We start from the raw sequence: 16277 nt of genomic DNA, 5'->3' as shown, positions 1-16277 counted from the left end.
ATAGTCTAATAATCATTGAATTTCCGTATACATTTTCTACTATTTATGATTTTTTACGTTCTAACATCAAATTTTCCCTTGTGGGAGTAGATCTTTCCCCTATTTTTGATACCTATAATAGTTTTATCTTTATTTCTTTTTAATATATAAGATATATATTTATAATAGATTTTTAATACAGCTAGTATGATTGTTAATAAGATGTCTGACCAAATTGAAAATATTTGTAAATTACGTTATAATAATGGAAAATAAACATATCATTACCCACATACTAAAGGACAAACCTACGTATCCCTACCAGGGCGAGGTTTGTCCTTTTTTCATTTTAGTAAACAATTCATATTTGGAGGATTAAACATGACTGTACTTAAAGATACGACTTACTTAGATATAGATACCTATAACGAGATTAGATTTTTCAAAGGAATATTTTGGGGATTAGTTTTTGTAGTTCCTTTTTGGAGTATTATGATAACCCTGTTTATTTTACTTTATAGATAATAATCAACATCTCCAAAACGCAAAGGGTTGTTTGTCCGTTTGCGTTTTGGAGATGGCAGCAACCGTGCGTAGCAAAGGGCGGTAGCAGGTCTTTCACTTATTTTCTGTTATAATAATTCCTAAGAAATTAGGTGATTATAATGAGCAAAAACATTAATTTAGAAGAAACATTAGCAGCCTTTTCTGCTTATTTAACAGAAAAAGGACGAAAACAATCCACGATTAAACGTTATGCTTACGATATTAAAGATTTTTATAAGTGGCTAAGAGAAAATGAGAAACTTCTACATATCAAATCATGGCGTGAACTTTCTGAAGCGGACTATCAGACGTATTTCTCTGAGTTAGAAGACAAGCGTAAATATTCTCAGAAAACAAGACACAGAATATGGGTGGTTTTGAAGAAGGTACACATGTTTTTAGGTATAGTTAGTCCATTGGATGGTATTAATTTCTCTTTAATTCCGGATCAATCACTAAATGATAATGATTTTATTACTGAAATGGAAGAAAAGCTTTTAAAACAAACTGTTCTATCAACGAAGGGCTTAACGGAAAGACAAGCTAAATATCGCCCTCTTATTATGGATAGAAACGTTTGTATTATAAATTTAGTAGTAAACTATGGGTTGTCCTTGCATGAGCTTGTATCGCTTAATATGAGCCATATAAAGTTTGCTAGAAATATCTTAATGGTACCTGGGGAGAATGGAGCAACTAGGTCTGTCTTTTTAACTATGGAAGATACGCAGCAGCTTTATAAATATTACAAGACTATTCCGGAACCAGTAAGACCTAGACAACACACAGATAATCCTCTATTTGTGGCATTTGATTTTAATCGAGGTACGTATCGTTGGGTATACGAAAAGGATATGCCAAAAGCTTTGTCTGAAGTTGCTATACAAAAGATGATACGACTTGAAGTGAAACGAGCGGGACTAAAAAGGCGTATTTCTGCGCAGCAGATGAGGAACACTTTTATTCTCCGTCTTATTAAGCAAGGAGTAACTGAAAAAGATTTGGTAAGTAGGATGGGGTTCAAAACTAAAATATCTTTAAAAAGATATTATCAATATTTACAGTGACCTGTAAGTAGACTTAGAATAAAGTTTGATGAATACTTTTTTTAAAATATAGTAACTTTATTTCAACTCTATACTAATTGTCAATTAAAAATTTGAAAGGTTGATTTGATTGAAAGGAAATATTTTTGGGCAGAACCTTAGGAATTTAAGAACATTAAAAGGAATTAGTCTACACAAATTAGGTATCGAGTTAGGGGTAACAGGAAGTGCAATATCTTCCTGGGAGTTAGGAAATAAAGAGCCAAACTTTGATATGGTAAAAAAAATTGCAATCTATTTTTTGGTTAGTACAGATTACTTGTTTAATCATCAGGTTTTAGATAACGTGGAACATGAAAAAGCAGTTGTTACACAGTTGGCTCATAAATTGTACGGAAAATGCGAAGATATTCTATTATTCGAAGAGGAACTACTCTCTTATATTAGTTATTTAGATTTCAAAAATAAATCCAAACATGTAGCATTAAAAAATATTGAAAATGAGAATCAAGAAAAAGATTCCTAATACAATACATAACACATAATATATCAAAAATGAGCTTACCTTGAATGTATTAATCACACTAAAATAAAAAGACGTATTCTATTTATAGAACACGTCTTTTATTAATTTATTTTTCTAATATTTATTAATCTATTAGAAATGCCTCGTTTCCTAATTCCTTAAGTACTTTTGCAAAGAGATGGTTTGTCTCTTCGGATAGTATTTCCTCTGTTTCTATTAATCTAGACAGTCTATTTGTAAACTCTGCAGCATACAAAAGCTTCGTACTAGCTTTTTCATCTTCTTTAAACAATTGTTCATTCTTCATGGATTGAATTAATAGCTGAATTAGCATTTGTTTATGTTGTTCGTTCTTCTTTCCATGGTACATATCCATTCCTAACCAATGACGAACAATTCGTTCAGCGTCTCTTGCTTCTGTTACATCTACTCTAGATACAACAAAGGTTAGCTTGTTCCATGTTAACTTTGCAACTTCATTTGAATAATTTGAAGGAAAGAAGAAAAAGCTTTGTTGTGTAATTCTTTGCCGCTCTTTAATCCAACGAAATAGTTCCTGCTTCCCTAGATGAATATCTATTTCTACAAAAAATACGGGAAATGGAGACGTTGTTTTTTCCTCATTTATTGTACAATCGGGTTTGAACACCAATTCACCTAGATATGCGTGGTGTATAGGTTCCAATTCATCTCGGTATACTCTAATTCCATCCGTTTCATACCAGGCTTGCAGCACTGCCTCAATTTCTTCTTCAGAAATAAGATTTGTATTCATCTTTTGTTGTGTAAAAAGTAGATACTCTAAAAGCATTCTTCTACCTTCTACCGTAAGCCCTCCTGGTGCATAGTCTCCTTTTTCTGTGCGATCAAACATAATATAATCATATTCAGCATGATTTTGAATTGAAAACAAGTCCGAATCCCCTTTATTTTCGTTTTTAAGGAGTGTTTGCAGACTTCGCCTATTCATTACATTCCGATAACGAATATCGTTTCTAATGGAGCGTAAGAAGCTTTTCCATGATTGTAGATAAGCATAATCTGTATATCCTTCGCTTATTAGTTGGGTTAGCATTTTATCCTCACCATTCATCATAAGGCAAGTCCAACAGCCACTACGCGAATTTGCAGCTCCACAAGCATTTCCTTGTTGTTTTCCGCCTGTTTTTATGCCGCATTCAAACATAGCTTGTCCGTATTGTATACTCATTTCTTCAACGTCCACACCAAAAGGCAGTATCCCTCTATCTAAAAGCAACATCCATACTTCATCACCGGTTAAGAATTTGACTGGATTAAAGCAGAGTATATTTTTCATGTCATTGTGACGTGAAAATAAAGATTCATTACTTACTGCATATTTTTGAATACTATGTCTTCTACGTGCGCTTTCTTCGTTACGAACGGCCAACGCAAGGACTCCATCATACTCTTCAAAGCAGTCTACTACTTTTTTAGTTTGGGAATCTATTAGTATTTCCTTCATCTTACGTTGCATGGGTTTAACTTTAAGGGAATCAGTACACCATCGTAGTCTACTATTTCCTGTTGGTGGAAGAACACCTCTACCTAGTAGTTTATACCAATATGAATCTTTCATTAATGGTCTCACACTGTGTACTATAAACGGAAGGTTTTGCTTATCCGCACTCTTTTGGATTTTCTTTAATGTACGTGAGATATAAGCAGTCATAACAGGTGTTTCTACCCCAACCTCGGAAGTTAATACATGAATAGGTTTTGTACGATCTTCTAGCGACAGCTCGGAAATCGCATCCCATAGCAATGTCAACATAGCAGAACTATCTTTTCCCCCGCTGTAACCTACAAAACAACAATCGCGAGATAAATAGACTTTTTTCATTTCCTCTTTAATTTCTTTATATATATCCATCATTTTATTTTTATCCCCATAGAAAAATAAGATTCTATTTTTTATGTATGGGGCATTCCTCCTTTTTTTGAGATAGAAAAAGAGAGTCCCTTAAAGGCACTCTCTTTTATGTATTTCCTCTATATTTAATCGATTACGATTTCATTTATATTTAGCTTGTTTAAGGTCTCTTTATAAAAACGAATTACTTTTTGAGCATGTTGTATAGCTATTAACCCATCTTGCACAGTAAGGGCTTCAAAATAAGGATAACGAATGTCTGTAGCATAACCATTCAGCTGCACGCATTGTTCTAAAATCAATGAGAACTCCTCATCTAATCTACAACAAAATTTATGCAGCATTAAAAGGTTATGAGTTTTAGGGACTGGTCTACCGTTTAGTGCAAGAAATCCTTTTAGGAGTTTCTCCACACATTGTTGACTATGATAACAAATAATTGCAGTGGGGAAAGGTTTCATATCAGATAAGTAAATAGCAGAATCTAAATCGGATTTTGCTATGAATACCCACTCTTTTAGATCCTCAATATTTCTCATATAGGACCGTCCCTTCTAGTGCAATCTTATGTTCCATAGTTACAGTACGGCTAGCACGTTCTTGAAACTCTTCTGGCCCATACACTAAAATATCAACTGGCGTTTCCATTACATCGTAAATCCCCCAATTGATACGATTAATGACTTCCCTTTTTCTTTCTCCTACACCTTCCACAACAATACAGAGATCAAAATCACTGTCTTCATTTGGTGTGCCATATGCATGAGAGCCAAAAAGGATGATTTTTTGGACAGAAGATACAGTTTCACGAATCTTTTGCACCAATAGGTCCAATTCCCTTTGTACCTCTTCGTTAATCCGAATCACCCCTCGGATAATGTAATTAAATTGACGTTTAAGTATATTATACATGCGTTTCTCTTCTCCCTGCTATTATATATATTTTTTTTTATTGTTTTCTTGTTTTCCAACGTTTTGCAATGCTTGATAACATTCGTATACCTGCTTGAAGTCTCGCAAGAATCCATCATCAGAAATACTATGAAATCCTTTGAAGTTCTTTCTACACCAATATAAGAGATCAGATTTATCCTTAGCTAAAAAAGAATCCGGATAGAAATGAATCAGAGCCTCTGCTAGACAAGCCAGAAGCAATGGTATCATTTCGGAATCATGCTTTGATAAATCCAGTACAGATACAACGGTATACTGTTTATATTGGTAGTATTGTAGAACACCATCACACATGTTTGTTGGTGTTAATGTACATTGTAATTGAGTGGAATCTAATTGATACACTCTCACTTTGTCCCCTCCTATATCATTACTCACCAATTGGTGCAGCTTTCATAAACGCCTTTTGAGCTTGAAAAATGATATAGTGATTTGATACGGTACCTTCATCAAAGAGTTCGTTAATGAATTGTGCAACAGTCATGGCAGCGAACTTATTTGTAATAACACGCTGTGGTTCTGAAGCAGCTAATTCGGAACAACTTAATTGACTTGGTGCTGTCTCTTTTTTTGTAAAAGCATCTGGAAATAAGTCGCCAATCGGAGAAAGAATGACCTCACCATTCAGTTTAATCCCACATACTGCTTGACCGTTATAACCACTGCTTTTATAATCGGCCATTTGTTGAGGTGTCCAATGCCTTTTATCTACTTCTCTCCAATTATTAGGAACTGTTACAGCTGTATTCCCTACATCGATGTAAATAAGATTATCCGATTGATGGAAGAATTGATGGAAGACTTCACGAGAAAACATATTATCTACTGCTCCAATCACAATTGGCAGATACAAGTAGTCGTCTTTATGTTGTTTCTTTAATAAATCATATTTATTGCCAAACAACTGTTGCATTGTTTCTATGTCTTCTATGTATTGTGACGTATAGGAAGAGATAGGAACGTTATAGCCCGCTTTATATCGAAGAGCCAGTACCTCTGCTTTGTATTTACCAACATCAGGTCGAATAAAGAGTTGATTTCCAAGGTTTTTAGTTTCTATGATATCTGGATCGGCAACTACTATTTCACCGTTTAATTGGAAAATACTCATCATTTGAGCAATATGCTGTAAAATTAATCCACCATTTCCTCCAGCACCTACTAATACAATATGCGGTACAATCTTCTTTCCTTCTGCAATATCAATAACAATACTCATTTTTATAGCCCCCTATTTTTCTTTTGATAGTGTATTCTCTAAATTTCGTAGAAATGGAATCGATAAATTTGTAATCCGATGCACGGTATACAAGTCAAATGAATGCTTCAATAGTATCGATGCAGCATGGACGACTCCTTCCTCTTGTACAATGTCTAAAACATATTGAAGTAAATTCAACTGCACAACAAGCGTATCTATATATTCTTGATGCATGTTTATATCAATATGGGTATCTTTTCCGTGTCCTTCTAATACTTTATGTATGTTATTCATCTCTAACTGGCACATAAATTGAAATAGTTTATAATCATGAATTGGTTCCTCTAAAACACGTTCATTTTGTTTAAGAACTAACATGTAATTTTTTATCTTTGTAAACATTGAAATGTGAATTGTTTTTAATGTTGTCATAATAAAGAAAGAGACATTAAAATATGTCTCTTTTACGCCCCCTTGTATATTTATTTTAAAAGTGTAATCCTACTTAAATCGTAATTTTGGCTTATCCCTTTCGCTGCATATTCTCCTGCAAATATAAAGTTAGGGTTAATAGAATAAAATTCCCCATCTAGACAAGTGCGTACACGCAGTTCAGGGAAAACAGCTTCTATTCTGCCGATAATTGCATAAAGAATAGGAGCCCGTTCACTTTGATCATCTAAATCACTTGGTTCAGCAGAGAAACAATGATGACTGTGTATCTCCATAACCTTCATAGCGATAGACTGCATCTCTATATTCGTTTCTGGGATTACAATTTTAGTTGCTACCTGCTGTCGTGGAAAGTCCATAAAATAACCACGCTCTTTATTGAAATAGATATCAGCATGCAATTCGCAATCACATTTACGAGAAATGGCCTGTGCAATAATAATAAAGTCCATTAATAGGGTCCTCGGAATGAAATCCCCAGGTAAAAAGTGATCACGCCAAGTACTTAAAAAAGAAAAAGGACAATCTGAAATGGATTGTCCCTCTACAGTACTTGCTCCTTTTGCGCCGACAGTTAAAATCGGAAGTAGTGCATTTGTATCCTCATCAAATTTAATGACAGTTAAGCCTTTAACAAATGAGGGATAACGTTGCTCTAATTTTACGCGAATGTCCTCTGCTTCTATTTTCCTTACATCTGTAGAATCTCCATTTTGAACAGCGATTCCATGTGTAATTTCTTCCTCTGTAAACCAATCTACTAACGATATATCTCCAAATACCACGTGACGAACAACCGTTGTTGTATTGATTTTATCTAGACAATCTGTAGCTTTTGCAGCCTTAGCTTTCTTACTATTCTTTGTCTTATCTTTTGCTTTTTCCTTTTTCTCTACTTTTTTAGCAGTGGCTTGCTCTGAAGCAGCTTTTTTCACTGGTACTGTTGTTTCCTCTATTTGTTTTTCCATATCAAAAAAATCGAATAAGTTATTCATATTAAAAATCCTCCTAGTATGTTTGCTTATATATAATCCTGCTATTTATTAAAAAGTAATTTCCGATTCTATTAGAATAGAATCATCAAACCTTTGGTTTTCAAATCGTTTAAATAACTCTCCTACTGGTTCCGTATGAGTATATGTAAGGTCATGGTTGAATGAACTTGCAAAGAATAGAACGTGAAATGTTTCTAGATCTTTTAAAGTCCGGAATTCAGGTATTACAACTCTACCCGTACATACAGATCCACTAGCATGAACATTAGAGTAAGGAAATTGATATAATTTCATTCCTTCTTCTAACTCCATATCTTCTTTTACAGCAAAGACAGAGATATTCGTAACTCGTTTTTGATACACCGTATAACGAAATAATAGACGTGGAAAGCCTACTTGTTGAAACGGCCGTTCAAAAAAATGAATATCCCACTGAGCCTTTGGTACTTCAATCCAAACAGCTTGTTTATCACCACTCTTAGATAACACCTCGTGTTTTATACAACCTTTTGGGAGTACGCCACTAGAGTAATGTGTATTATCTTGTGTACCTTGCTCCATCACTTCTTTTAAAGCTAAATAAAAATCTTTAAAAGTAACGGCAGTTTCTCCACGCGATAATTCGTTGTTAAATTGCTGGATGGTTACAATTCCTTTTGGCTCTAAAGCATCAAATATTGCTACTGTCTTCATGTGTTGTTTCCCCCTGCTTAAAGATTGTTTCCAATAAATCTAGTAACATCTCAAATTTATATGGTCCGTATAAAGGTTCCTCGCCATAATAGAGATAAAGAGATTCTTCATCAATTTGGTAAGAATACTGCACCGGATAACAATCTAGTAATTTAGATATTTTTTCTTTATGATTCGGTGATATGCCATCTATTGTTTCAGCTATAGCACCCCATGTTTCCTCTGCTACTTTCTTTATTTCATTTAATGGTATGTCGAATAGTGTAGAGAGCGTTTCATACTCTTCTTCTTCAATAGGAAAGACTTCTAAGCCCATCTCTTCGATCATGTCCGTTCCCAATTCCACAAATTCTTCTTCATGGTCTAATTCATAAATATTCTCTTGATCCAAGTACACGGGAGAATACTGTGTTACATTACTCGAAAGCGAATGCATCCTTTTAAAGTAATGTAAGTAATGAAATTGACACGGGTAAAAGCAAGATAGATTTATATGTAATAGGTTCATGGAAAGTAAGAAGATAACAATCGTATCCGTGGATTCTATGTCCCTCCAACTTAATGTTTGATTCGTATCTAAAAAGTCCACACAAGTTAGGATCTTACCGATTGCCTCATGAGAGATTTTGCTGAAATCTATCTCTATATCTTTTGAAAGGCTTTCTAATATATATATTTCCTCTTGGTATTTTTGTTTAATGTGTTCCAGATTTACAATGCTATAAGTTTTATTTAACTTCATCCATAGCAAGTAGTATGGAACTGATATATGCGTTTCAGAACTAAATAATTTTCGCATTATAATATCACCTCTAAAGGTTTGTTAATTTATACATTCCTCTTACTAACCATCTGTATCTCTTCAAAGATACAAAGTAACATTTCAATTCGTTTGATTGCTGGAAAGTATGTGTCATCATCATAGAAAAGATAGATTTTTTCCTCTTCAGCTTGGTAAAGCATACGTATATCAAACTGATTTTGGATTGAACGAAAGAAACTTTGATCCTTTATATTTATATTGGAAAATATCTCACCAATTGGACTCCATGCATTATCAACAATGTTGTTTAATTCATCCATGGATATATGAAATAGATTCGAATATTTGATTAGAGTATCTTTATCGTCGCTATCTACCTCTTCGTGATGTAATTTCATATCTTGAATTAAGTCATCACCCCAGCTTTTAAATGAATCCTCACAATCGTATTCTTCGAAATTATCTTGTTCTAAATACGTCGGGAAATAAGCTGATACGGGAATTCCTAATCTATACATACGCATAAATAACTCCATAAGATACAATTGCGATGTATAGAAGCAGGAAAGATCAGTATCTAAAGAGTTTTCCGCAAGCATAATTATTTCAAGTAAAGTTTTCGAATCAATTAAATCAATTGGGAAATTGGAGTCTTCCTCTAAATAAGAAACGGCAGCCATTACTTGTTGAATGGATTGTTCTGAAATCTTGCTGAAGTCTATTTCTCTTGAGTGCTCTAAACAATCTAATATGTAGATTTCTTCTTCATGTTTCTTATCTGCAAGTAAGTCATGCAGTAAGTGAGCATCCTTTTGTATTTTTAACGAAAGTAGATACTTTCTTACTTTCTGGTGATTGTATGTAAATAATAATTTCATACCTGGTTCCCCTTCGTCTTTTCTCGAATCATTGCCGCAAGACGGATTATAATTTCATAATAAGAAAGTACCCATTCATCAAATGAGTACTGTTCATAACCATCCTCTAGAAATTCAATCAAAATATGGCTGGGATACGCTTCACTTTGATAGGTGTTAAAAGAAAATTCATGTAACACGAATTGAAAATCAGATTGTGTTATATGTTCCGAGCCTATACATAAATAGTAACCAGCTGTATCGAAGTAACATCCTTCCGCAGCCATAGAACTAATATCCGAAGCGAAATTCGAATACATGTCTTCTGAGCTAAATAACGTCCCATCTAACAGGTCTTCTTCAGTTCCAAAGGCAAAGTGACAAAATATACGTGTTTGCTCATTAAAACGCGCAAGCGATTCGAATAATAGTTCACTTGTGATATGCAACTTGTCCCTGTGAAAATCATTGATATTGATTAAGAATGGGATGTTATATTTGCGAATTAATTTTTGTATGCGTAGTATCCGAATGTATACTTTCATCTCATTTCCTTGATTAAATAAATATTTCATCTTCTAGCCCCTGCTTTTCTACATCTTCTAGTTGTTCAGTGAAAAGATGTAAATGTAGCATTTCTTTTAATTCACAATCTGGACCATTTATACGAAATGAATTACCACTATAAAACGTGACATAATGTCGTAGCTGCTCAAATTGCTTTTCAAATTCATCTATATGTTCTAATGGTATGTTTTCTAAATCAGGCATTTCATTCGCAATAAATCCATTTATAATCGATTCAAAGGATTGACGAAGTTCTTGATTATTAAGAAGGACTTCTTTTGACTGTAATAAGTCAAAGAAGTCACTGTGATTCATACTCATTTGGATGCCCCCTTACACACGAACCGGTAGAATTAACTGCAGATTAGAGTTAGTTTTGTCATCTGCTCCCACTATCACAATAGGTCTCTGGTTATTAATTATTTTTATCGTGATTGCTTCAGACGGTATTGTCTGTAGTGCTTGTAGCAGATATTCCACATTACAAGCAAACGTAAATGTCTCTTCTTGATCGCATGGAATTTCCACACTCGCAGTTCCTACTTGTGAGTTTTTTGGTTCAATTCTTAAAGATTTTGTTCCTTCTGAAGTAAACATTACTAATGTCGAGAATGCCGACAGCTGTTCTAATGTATTTTGTAACTCGCTACGTTCTACAGTTACATAGATATCTGAGTAATCGGGTATCATCCTTGATGTATCAGGATATATTCCGGCTAATAATCGAGATTGATAGATAATGCTCTCCCCTCTTATAAGAAGTTGCGTGTCACTAATCAATTTCATTTCTAATTTAGATTCTCTATTAAATAGTTTTAACGCCGTTTTAAGGGATTTACTTGGTAAGATGACTTCACCATCTTTAGCAGCAGGAATATGCGTACGTTCAAAACGTAACCTCGCTAAACGATACGAATCAGTAGCAGTACATGATAGCTCACCTTCCATGGATTTTAAATTTAAACCCGTTAAAATCTTTCGTGTATCTGATACTGCAATAGCATGTAAGGTTCTACTAGCAATTTTTGCAAATTGCTCTTGTGTCATCGTTATCCAGTCTTCTCCTGATTCGATTTTAATTTCAGGATATTCTTCATGATCCATGGTACAAAAGCTAAATTGTTTCTTCGTATTTTCTACGATTTTCAGCTCATTGTTTGTATGCTCTAAACCGATGAATTCACTTTTGAATTTCTTAATCGTTTTAAGAACCGGAGCGGCCGCAAAAAGCACCTTCCCCGGTTCAGTACAATCCCCACTGTTTACGTTAAAGCGTGTCACTAATGTTACCGTCTCTGTACCGTCTGAACCCATTAGAATCATTCCTTTTGAATTACACTCTAATAAAACACCTTGTAATGCTGGCATTGGGCTTTTAATGTCTACAGTAGCGCTAGCTTTCTCTAATTTTTCAATAAATAAAGTACGGTTAATTTTAAAATTCATAGTAAATCCCTCCAAAAAAGTAATAAAAAAAGAACAGACCTCATATCCTGTTCATTCGTCTTCCTGCTATAAAACAAAGCTTTACGCGCTTTGTTGTTTTTTTAACTGTTCTATGAGTTGGTGAATGGCTTCTGTATGATCATGAAGTAACCACTCTCTAAAGGACGTAATATCGCCGGATATATAGGTAGATAACCAGCGGCTAAGCTGTTTTTCATTCCCATGGCTAATATTTATGGCCTCATGAATCCACTGCAAACGAGTTATAATATCCTCTAATCCACCAGTCGTTGTATCTTCGAATGTTCTAGCCTGTGCATTATGATTGTGATTATAGGCAAGCAAAACATCCCTAGATGTAATTCCTAACGGTTTAACTAGCTGTTGCATGTCTCGAATTAATAACCCTAGACTTGGTTGGGCATTTGATGGTTCTTTCTGTGAACAACCTTGTTTATTCTTTTGCTGTAACATGGTAGGTGGTGTGAAATAATACCCTTTCTTTTGATAAGAAACATAGATATCATTTTTACCCTTACTATGTGTAGTAAGCTCTACTTTATGTGGTTTTATATTATATAAATATCTTCCCACGCCCCAAAGGACTGCTGCCCTTTTTAAGCTATTGGAAAATCCACCTTTTACAGCATTGTAATCAGATTCTTCACTGCCATCCTCTTTTGATATCCAACGTTCATTCAAAAACACTGAAATGGTACATTTCGTTGCTTTCTCACCCCATTTTTCATAAGACACTTGCCATTTATCAATACCAAAGACTTCATCAAATCGGTCCTGAATGGCGCGTGCGTCAACAAATGGAGCTACATACGCGAAAAAACGCCCGTTGCTTTCGAATGTATGTGTAATCTTCCAACCTAATTGTTCAAATGGAAATTCGGCTTGTAAACTTTCCATATTCGTCATAATAATCCCCCTACATTAATTGGTATTTCGAATCTGGGTGAATCCTCTCTTTCTTTCGAAATTCATCAATCATTTCACAAATAATCCCTCTATTTTCATGAAGCAGCCAATCCTCATAGGAAGTAATATTCTTTCCCGATTGAATGGATAAGCGCTGATTCAACACTTCTATACTTGTATGACTGATATTCCTTGCTGCGTAAATGAGACTTAAGCTTACTTTCAAGTCCCTTAAATCAGAAATAGTAATATCTTTAAATGTCGTAGCTTTCGTATTGAAGTTTTTATTGTGCGCTTGCAGCATTGATACAGAACTGATCCATAAAGGGTTAGCTAGTTCTTTAATTTCTTCAATAATGTCATGTAAATGAGCATCATTTTGCAATTTTCTTTGTGATTTTTTCATGATGTTTCCCCCTAAGTAATAAAATAATTGCCTAAAGTGCTGGCTATACAATAACTCCAAACTTGAAGACAACACAAAAAGGGCTTCTTCAAGTCGATTAAAAATGTGCATAGCAAAATAAGCTATATATACACTAATCGGCTCAAAGAAGCCCTTTCATAAATGAAACAAGACGCAACTTGCTTCTACAACTCAACCACAACACAAAAAAGGTGTGGGAATAAACGGAATCAATTAAACAATAAATATAGTTATATATTAATCTATTTTTATATCATATTCAATTGTTTTTAAGCAAACAAAAATAAGAAGGAAAATTATATGTAGTGGTTTTATGTACCATATAATAATACCTCTGTTTCTACGTTTATAACTCCCTTCTTATTTTCAGTTCTTGGCGTTACTTCATGTACTGCAATTCAAAATAAAGTTTTTCTGGCTTTTGCTTCTGGTCTAAATAACAAAGTATTTCTGGAATGGTTTGTTCGTCTACTTCCATACTTTCCATATAGGACATACTTTCACTTTCTTGAACATTTTTAAAAATAGAAGTAGGTAGTTTTTCTGCAGCAAACACACTCATTTTGCTTCCTAACTTTTGTTCGGATGCAGCGTTGTAGAAAATTTCGTTCACAATGACCTCATTATCATCTGGATCATACATGTACCCTCGTTGTATACGTAGCAATGCTTTACCCCTTTCAAATATATTCCTTCACACAAATAGTTATATTTGTATATATTGTTATTTTGTATAAAGGTGTCAAAGAATATTATTTCGTAAAATCCTTAATTTGTATAGGGGCAGATATAGGATAATTAACTTTAGCATATTATTTTTGAGTATTTCATTCCTTTTAAATCTACAAAAAAGATACTTAAAGAAAATCTTTTTGATTATAAATGCCATTAAAATTATTTGAATTATGCACCCTGAGATTTCTAATATCTCCCTGAATAAAGGTAAAAAAGCCAACCTTAAGTGCTTATAAGGATGGCTTAGTTTGTTGTAAATAACTTTGTATTTAATTGCTTAATCTCCCCTTCTGCAAGAGGCTGATAGAATGCATGTTGTAATCCTTGTACATGTAAGGTCTCCCCTATACATAATAAAACTCTACCAGGAATTAAATCTAATAACAGTTCTTTATTAATACGCTGTGCTTGCTGAATAGTAGAAACATAAACAACTAAAATTGTAGGGTTATTCCCCAACCCCCTCATGATAATATCTTTACCTGACTCTACGAAATCTTTCCATCTAGCAATAATCTTTTTCAAGCGATCCTTTTTATCTGTTAATAGGGTGGAGTAGACAACAAAATTAAACTCTTGATTTACTCCCACTTGCACTGAAAAACTTAAAGGAGGGGTAAAAACCCCTTTACTAATGGATGGATGCATAATATGCCCTAAAAAGGATGGAGCATAGCGTAGATGGCAAAGCAGATCTATATCATGCCAATAACGTAGGTGAACATATTTACCGTGATTATCAATTCGCTCTGGAGCAAAGAAAAACATATTTCCTTGCCAGTATTTTAATAGCTTATAACCATTATCGGATAACGTATATGTTTCTTCAAAGATCTCCATATCAAAATTCTCAACTTGCCATTTTTCAATTAGACGATAGTAAAGTAATCCTTGAAGTGCATCATTTATTTTCTTACGTGAATATCTATCCTTGAATAAATATAATAAATGATTAAATCGAACGGATGTATGAACACCAATGAAAGCAAGTATGGCATACTGTTCTTCTGTTAAACGCTGCTTAAACTTAACCAATTCGTCAAAAGAATGGAATACATACGATTTATCCAGTTCATGTATTCGATATATTTGAAGTCCCTGTACATCCTCACTTGATAAATGAGGAATAGAAGGGACATAAGTAGACAATTGTTTCTCTATTGTACACATAGTCATCCATTAAAATTGGAAAATTGACGAATTAGATTTTTTACTTTGTCCCTGCGGATAATTTAGGATACGCACTGTTCCTTTTCTATTTTTGGCGTCGATATTAAGCAGCTCACATGTAACAATCGTTTGATTTTTTGCATCTTCTATAGTTGGATTGGCAAGATTACGGCTCTTAAGTCCTTTAAACTGAATACCTGGTGCAACCTCTACGAAGATCCCAGCAATAGCATCTACCCCTACTATTTTACCTACAAAGCGATCACGGCGTTTCTTTAGTTCTAACAGTTTTTCAATTGGATCTGTTTCTAGTTTCTTTTTATTTCCTCTAAATTCATAACGGCCATCTTTTTCCACTACTTTATCGATGATAAGTTCTACTACATCACCAATGACGATATCCTCCGGACGAACGAATGAATAAGACCAGTGTGAGTACCTTACCCCAACTGTTACGCCATGAATTTCAACTAAGACAGTTTGTGCAGATGGGATATGACCTGATACGGTTCCTGTGTATACCTTATTTCCTTCTTGCGCTGTTACTTCTTCATATAATCTTTTTTGAAGTGCTAACTCCCCTGCCGTGATAGATACAACGGCAAAGTTCCCTTCTTCTGTTTTTTGGAAGTGTTCAATAATAACAGGCTTTGTTCTACCCACTAACCATTGAGGGTTTTTAGGAACGTTTATACCTGCCTCTGTAATTGGACAATATGCTGTTGTATGAGTACCAATCTGCATTGTAAGCACTTGTATACGCTCAGACTTTCCGTTTTTAGTCGGGAATAGTTTTTCAGATACGACTGTAATTAAACCTTTCCCTACAGTGCGTTCACGTTTCATGCGGGCCAATTCTTCTAATTCATGTTCACGTACTCGCTCGAAGTGATTAAAATTTGATTCTAACAGTGTGTCACCGTGTGGATTCTCTGATTCAAAAACCATTCCAAGTTCTTCTACAGTTTGAGTGTTTGTTTTGTCTTCTATTGTCGATAGGTAAGTCTTTGAGTTTATCTCCAACTTTTCCCCCGATCCGCACCGTACGTGCCACTTTCATGGCATACGGCGGTCTACCTAAATTGTAGTTTTCGTCTC

At 34.3% G+C, this 16277-nt stretch carries 21 protein-coding genes; 3 read left to right on the top strand and 18 right to left on the bottom strand.

What is annotated here, in order from left to right:
• Window positions 1–360 precede the first annotated feature (360 nt).
• The 3 genes from ACS2CR_RS29555 (at window position 361) to ACS2CR_RS29545 (ending at window position 2097) form a co-directional block, all read left to right on the top strand.
• A complete protein-coding gene (locus ACS2CR_RS29555; protein WP_000217299.1) occupies window positions 361–504 on the top strand; it encodes a hypothetical protein in 144 nt (47 codons plus the stop codon).
• A gap of 140 nt (window positions 505–644) precedes the next feature.
• The gene (locus ACS2CR_RS29550; RefSeq protein WP_000041871.1) at window positions 645–1592 is read left to right on the top strand and encodes a tyrosine-type recombinase/integrase; all 948 of its coding nucleotides are present in this window, start codon (window positions 645–647) and stop codon (window positions 1590–1592) included.
• A 109-nt stretch (window positions 1593–1701) separates the two neighbouring features.
• Window positions 1702–2097, top strand: a complete 396-nt coding sequence (locus ACS2CR_RS29545) for a helix-turn-helix domain-containing protein (RefSeq protein ID WP_000677976.1) — start codon at window positions 1702–1704, stop codon at window positions 2095–2097.
• Between the two features lie 124 nt (window positions 2098–2221).
• Here the strand turns inward: ACS2CR_RS29545 and ACS2CR_RS29540 are convergent, their stop codons facing one another.
• From ACS2CR_RS29540 to ACS2CR_RS29455, 18 genes are all read right to left on the bottom strand, one after another.
• Complete coding sequence (locus tag ACS2CR_RS29540; protein ID WP_000968739.1) at window positions 2222–3994, bottom strand: phosphoadenosine phosphosulfate reductase family protein; 1773 nt, start codon at window positions 3992–3994, stop codon at window positions 2222–2224.
• Window positions 3995–4116: 122 nt separating this feature from the next.
• Window positions 4117–4530 carry a HEPN domain-containing protein gene (locus tag ACS2CR_RS29535; RefSeq protein ID WP_001244154.1) on the bottom strand — a complete coding sequence of 138 codons (414 nt, stop codon included), beginning with the start codon at window positions 4528–4530 and terminating at the stop codon, window positions 4117–4119.
• Entirely contained in the window at window positions 4517–4903 is a 387-nt protein-coding gene (locus ACS2CR_RS29530; protein WP_000282361.1) for a nucleotidyltransferase domain-containing protein, read from the bottom strand. Before ACS2CR_RS29530 ends, ACS2CR_RS29535 begins: the two co-directional genes overlap by 14 nt.
• Before the next feature lie 21 nt (window positions 4904–4924).
• Window positions 4925–5296 (bottom strand): hypothetical protein, encoded by a 372-nt coding sequence (locus ACS2CR_RS29525; protein WP_001267121.1) that lies wholly within the window; start codon window positions 5294–5296, stop codon window positions 4925–4927.
• Between the two features lie 19 nt (window positions 5297–5315).
• Window positions 5316–6164, bottom strand: a complete 849-nt coding sequence (locus ACS2CR_RS29520; RefSeq protein ID WP_000029267.1) for a ThiF family adenylyltransferase — start codon at window positions 6162–6164, stop codon at window positions 5316–5318.
• A 12-nt stretch (window positions 6165–6176) separates the two neighbouring features.
• A complete protein-coding gene (locus tag ACS2CR_RS29515) occupies window positions 6177–6578 on the bottom strand; it encodes a hypothetical protein (protein ID WP_000209412.1) in 402 nt (133 codons plus the stop codon).
• A gap of 50 nt (window positions 6579–6628) precedes the next feature.
• The gene (locus ACS2CR_RS29510; RefSeq protein WP_309567792.1) at window positions 6629–7594 is read right to left on the bottom strand and encodes a hypothetical protein; all 966 of its coding nucleotides are present in this window, start codon (window positions 7592–7594) and stop codon (window positions 6629–6631) included.
• A 48-nt stretch (window positions 7595–7642) separates the two neighbouring features.
• Window positions 7643–8287: a hypothetical protein gene (locus ACS2CR_RS29505; RefSeq protein ID WP_000859310.1), complete on the bottom strand. Its 645-nt coding sequence runs from the start codon at window positions 8285–8287 to the stop codon at window positions 7643–7645.
• Window positions 8265–9086, bottom strand: a complete 822-nt coding sequence (locus tag ACS2CR_RS29500; protein ID WP_001228483.1) for a hypothetical protein — start codon at window positions 9084–9086, stop codon at window positions 8265–8267. Before ACS2CR_RS29500 ends, ACS2CR_RS29505 begins: the two co-directional genes overlap by 23 nt.
• A 29-nt stretch (window positions 9087–9115) precedes the next feature.
• Window positions 9116–9928 (bottom strand): hypothetical protein, encoded by an 813-nt coding sequence (locus ACS2CR_RS29495; protein ID WP_000770656.1) that lies wholly within the window; start codon window positions 9926–9928, stop codon window positions 9116–9118.
• Entirely contained in the window at window positions 9925–10482 is a 558-nt protein-coding gene (locus ACS2CR_RS29490; protein ID WP_000876126.1) for a hypothetical protein, read from the bottom strand. Before ACS2CR_RS29490 ends, ACS2CR_RS29495 begins: the two co-directional genes overlap by 4 nt.
• Window positions 10466–10795 (bottom strand): hypothetical protein, encoded by a 330-nt coding sequence (locus tag ACS2CR_RS29485; RefSeq protein WP_000062341.1) that lies wholly within the window; start codon window positions 10793–10795, stop codon window positions 10466–10468. The genes ACS2CR_RS29490 and ACS2CR_RS29485 overlap by 17 nt, the downstream gene beginning before the upstream one ends.
• 12 nt (window positions 10796–10807) lie before the next feature.
• Window positions 10808–11920, bottom strand: coding sequence for a DNA polymerase III subunit beta (dnaN, locus tag ACS2CR_RS29480; RefSeq protein ID WP_001009592.1), 1113 nt, complete (start codon window positions 11918–11920; stop codon window positions 10808–10810).
• An 81-nt stretch (window positions 11921–12001) separates the two neighbouring features.
• Entirely contained in the window at window positions 12002–12847 is an 846-nt protein-coding gene (locus ACS2CR_RS29475; RefSeq protein WP_000183552.1) for a Rad52/Rad22 family DNA repair protein, read from the bottom strand.
• Between the two features lie 10 nt (window positions 12848–12857).
• Window positions 12858–13253 carry a hypothetical protein gene (locus tag ACS2CR_RS29470; protein ID WP_000749569.1) on the bottom strand — a complete coding sequence of 132 codons (396 nt, stop codon included), beginning with the start codon at window positions 13251–13253 and terminating at the stop codon, window positions 12858–12860.
• A gap of 400 nt (window positions 13254–13653) precedes the next feature.
• Entirely contained in the window at window positions 13654–13917 is a 264-nt protein-coding gene (locus ACS2CR_RS29465) for a hypothetical protein (RefSeq protein ID WP_015406617.1), read from the bottom strand.
• A gap of 335 nt (window positions 13918–14252) precedes the next feature.
• Window positions 14253–15179, bottom strand: coding sequence for a hypothetical protein (locus tag ACS2CR_RS29460; protein ID WP_000337390.1), 927 nt, complete (start codon window positions 15177–15179; stop codon window positions 14253–14255).
• A gap of 9 nt (window positions 15180–15188) precedes the next feature.
• Window positions 15189–16127: an RNA-binding protein gene (locus ACS2CR_RS29455; RefSeq protein WP_309567793.1), complete on the bottom strand. Its 939-nt coding sequence runs from the start codon at window positions 16125–16127 to the stop codon at window positions 15189–15191.
• Window positions 16128–16277 lie beyond the last annotated feature (150 nt).

The organism is Bacillus cereus group sp. BceL291, assembly GCF_051776705.1.
Taxonomy (GTDB): domain Bacteria; phylum Bacillota; class Bacilli; order Bacillales; family Bacillaceae_G; genus Bacillus_A; species Bacillus_A cereus.
Note: the sequence above shows the minus strand (reverse complement) of the source record. Positions and strands in the feature narration are given on the sequence as shown.

Coding starts and splice junctions, on each gene's coding strand:
- ACS2CR_RS29515 (WP_000209412.1), bottom strand. CDS start 6,578: ATGACAACATTAAAAACAATTCACATTTCAATGTTTACAAAGATAAAA.
- ACS2CR_RS29555 (WP_000217299.1), top strand. CDS start 361: ATGACTGTACTTAAAGATACGACTTACTTAGATATAGATACCTATAAC.
- ACS2CR_RS29510 (WP_309567792.1), bottom strand. CDS start 7,594: ATGAATAACTTATTCGATTTTTTTGATATGGAAAAACAAATAGAGGAA.
- ACS2CR_RS29460 (WP_000337390.1), bottom strand. CDS start 15,179: ATGTGTACAATAGAGAAACAATTGTCTACTTATGTCCCTTCTATTCCT.
- ACS2CR_RS29485 (WP_000062341.1), bottom strand. CDS start 10,795: ATGAGTATGAATCACAGTGACTTCTTTGACTTATTACAGTCAAAAGAA.
- ACS2CR_RS29535 (WP_001244154.1), bottom strand. CDS start 4,530: ATGAGAAATATTGAGGATCTAAAAGAGTGGGTATTCATAGCAAAATCC.
- ACS2CR_RS29530 (WP_000282361.1), bottom strand. CDS start 4,903: ATGTATAATATACTTAAACGTCAATTTAATTACATTATCCGAGGGGTG.
- ACS2CR_RS29500 (WP_001228483.1), bottom strand. CDS start 9,086: ATGCGAAAATTATTTAGTTCTGAAACGCATATATCAGTTCCATACTAC.
- ACS2CR_RS29520 (WP_000029267.1), bottom strand. CDS start 6,164: ATGAGTATTGTTATTGATATTGCAGAAGGAAAGAAGATTGTACCGCAT.
- ACS2CR_RS29490 (WP_000876126.1), bottom strand. CDS start 10,482: ATGAAATATTTATTTAATCAAGGAAATGAGATGAAAGTATACATTCGG.
- ACS2CR_RS29455 (WP_309567793.1), bottom strand. CDS start 16,127: ATGGTTTTTGAATCAGAGAATCCACACGGTGACACACTGTTAGAATCA.
- ACS2CR_RS29465 (WP_015406617.1), bottom strand. CDS start 13,917: ATGTATGATCCAGATGATAATGAGGTCATTGTGAACGAAATTTTCTAC.
- dnaN (WP_001009592.1), bottom strand. CDS start 11,920: ATGAATTTTAAAATTAACCGTACTTTATTTATTGAAAAATTAGAGAAA.
- ACS2CR_RS29505 (WP_000859310.1), bottom strand. CDS start 8,287: ATGAAGACAGTAGCAATATTTGATGCTTTAGAGCCAAAAGGAATTGTA.
- ACS2CR_RS29495 (WP_000770656.1), bottom strand. CDS start 9,928: ATGAAATTATTATTTACATACAATCACCAGAAAGTAAGAAAGTATCTA.
- ACS2CR_RS29540 (WP_000968739.1), bottom strand. CDS start 3,994: ATGATGGATATATATAAAGAAATTAAAGAGGAAATGAAAAAAGTCTAT.
- ACS2CR_RS29475 (WP_000183552.1), bottom strand. CDS start 12,847: ATGACGAATATGGAAAGTTTACAAGCCGAATTTCCATTTGAACAATTA.
- ACS2CR_RS29470 (WP_000749569.1), bottom strand. CDS start 13,253: ATGAAAAAATCACAAAGAAAATTGCAAAATGATGCTCATTTACATGAC.
- ACS2CR_RS29550 (WP_000041871.1), top strand. CDS start 645: ATGAGCAAAAACATTAATTTAGAAGAAACATTAGCAGCCTTTTCTGCT.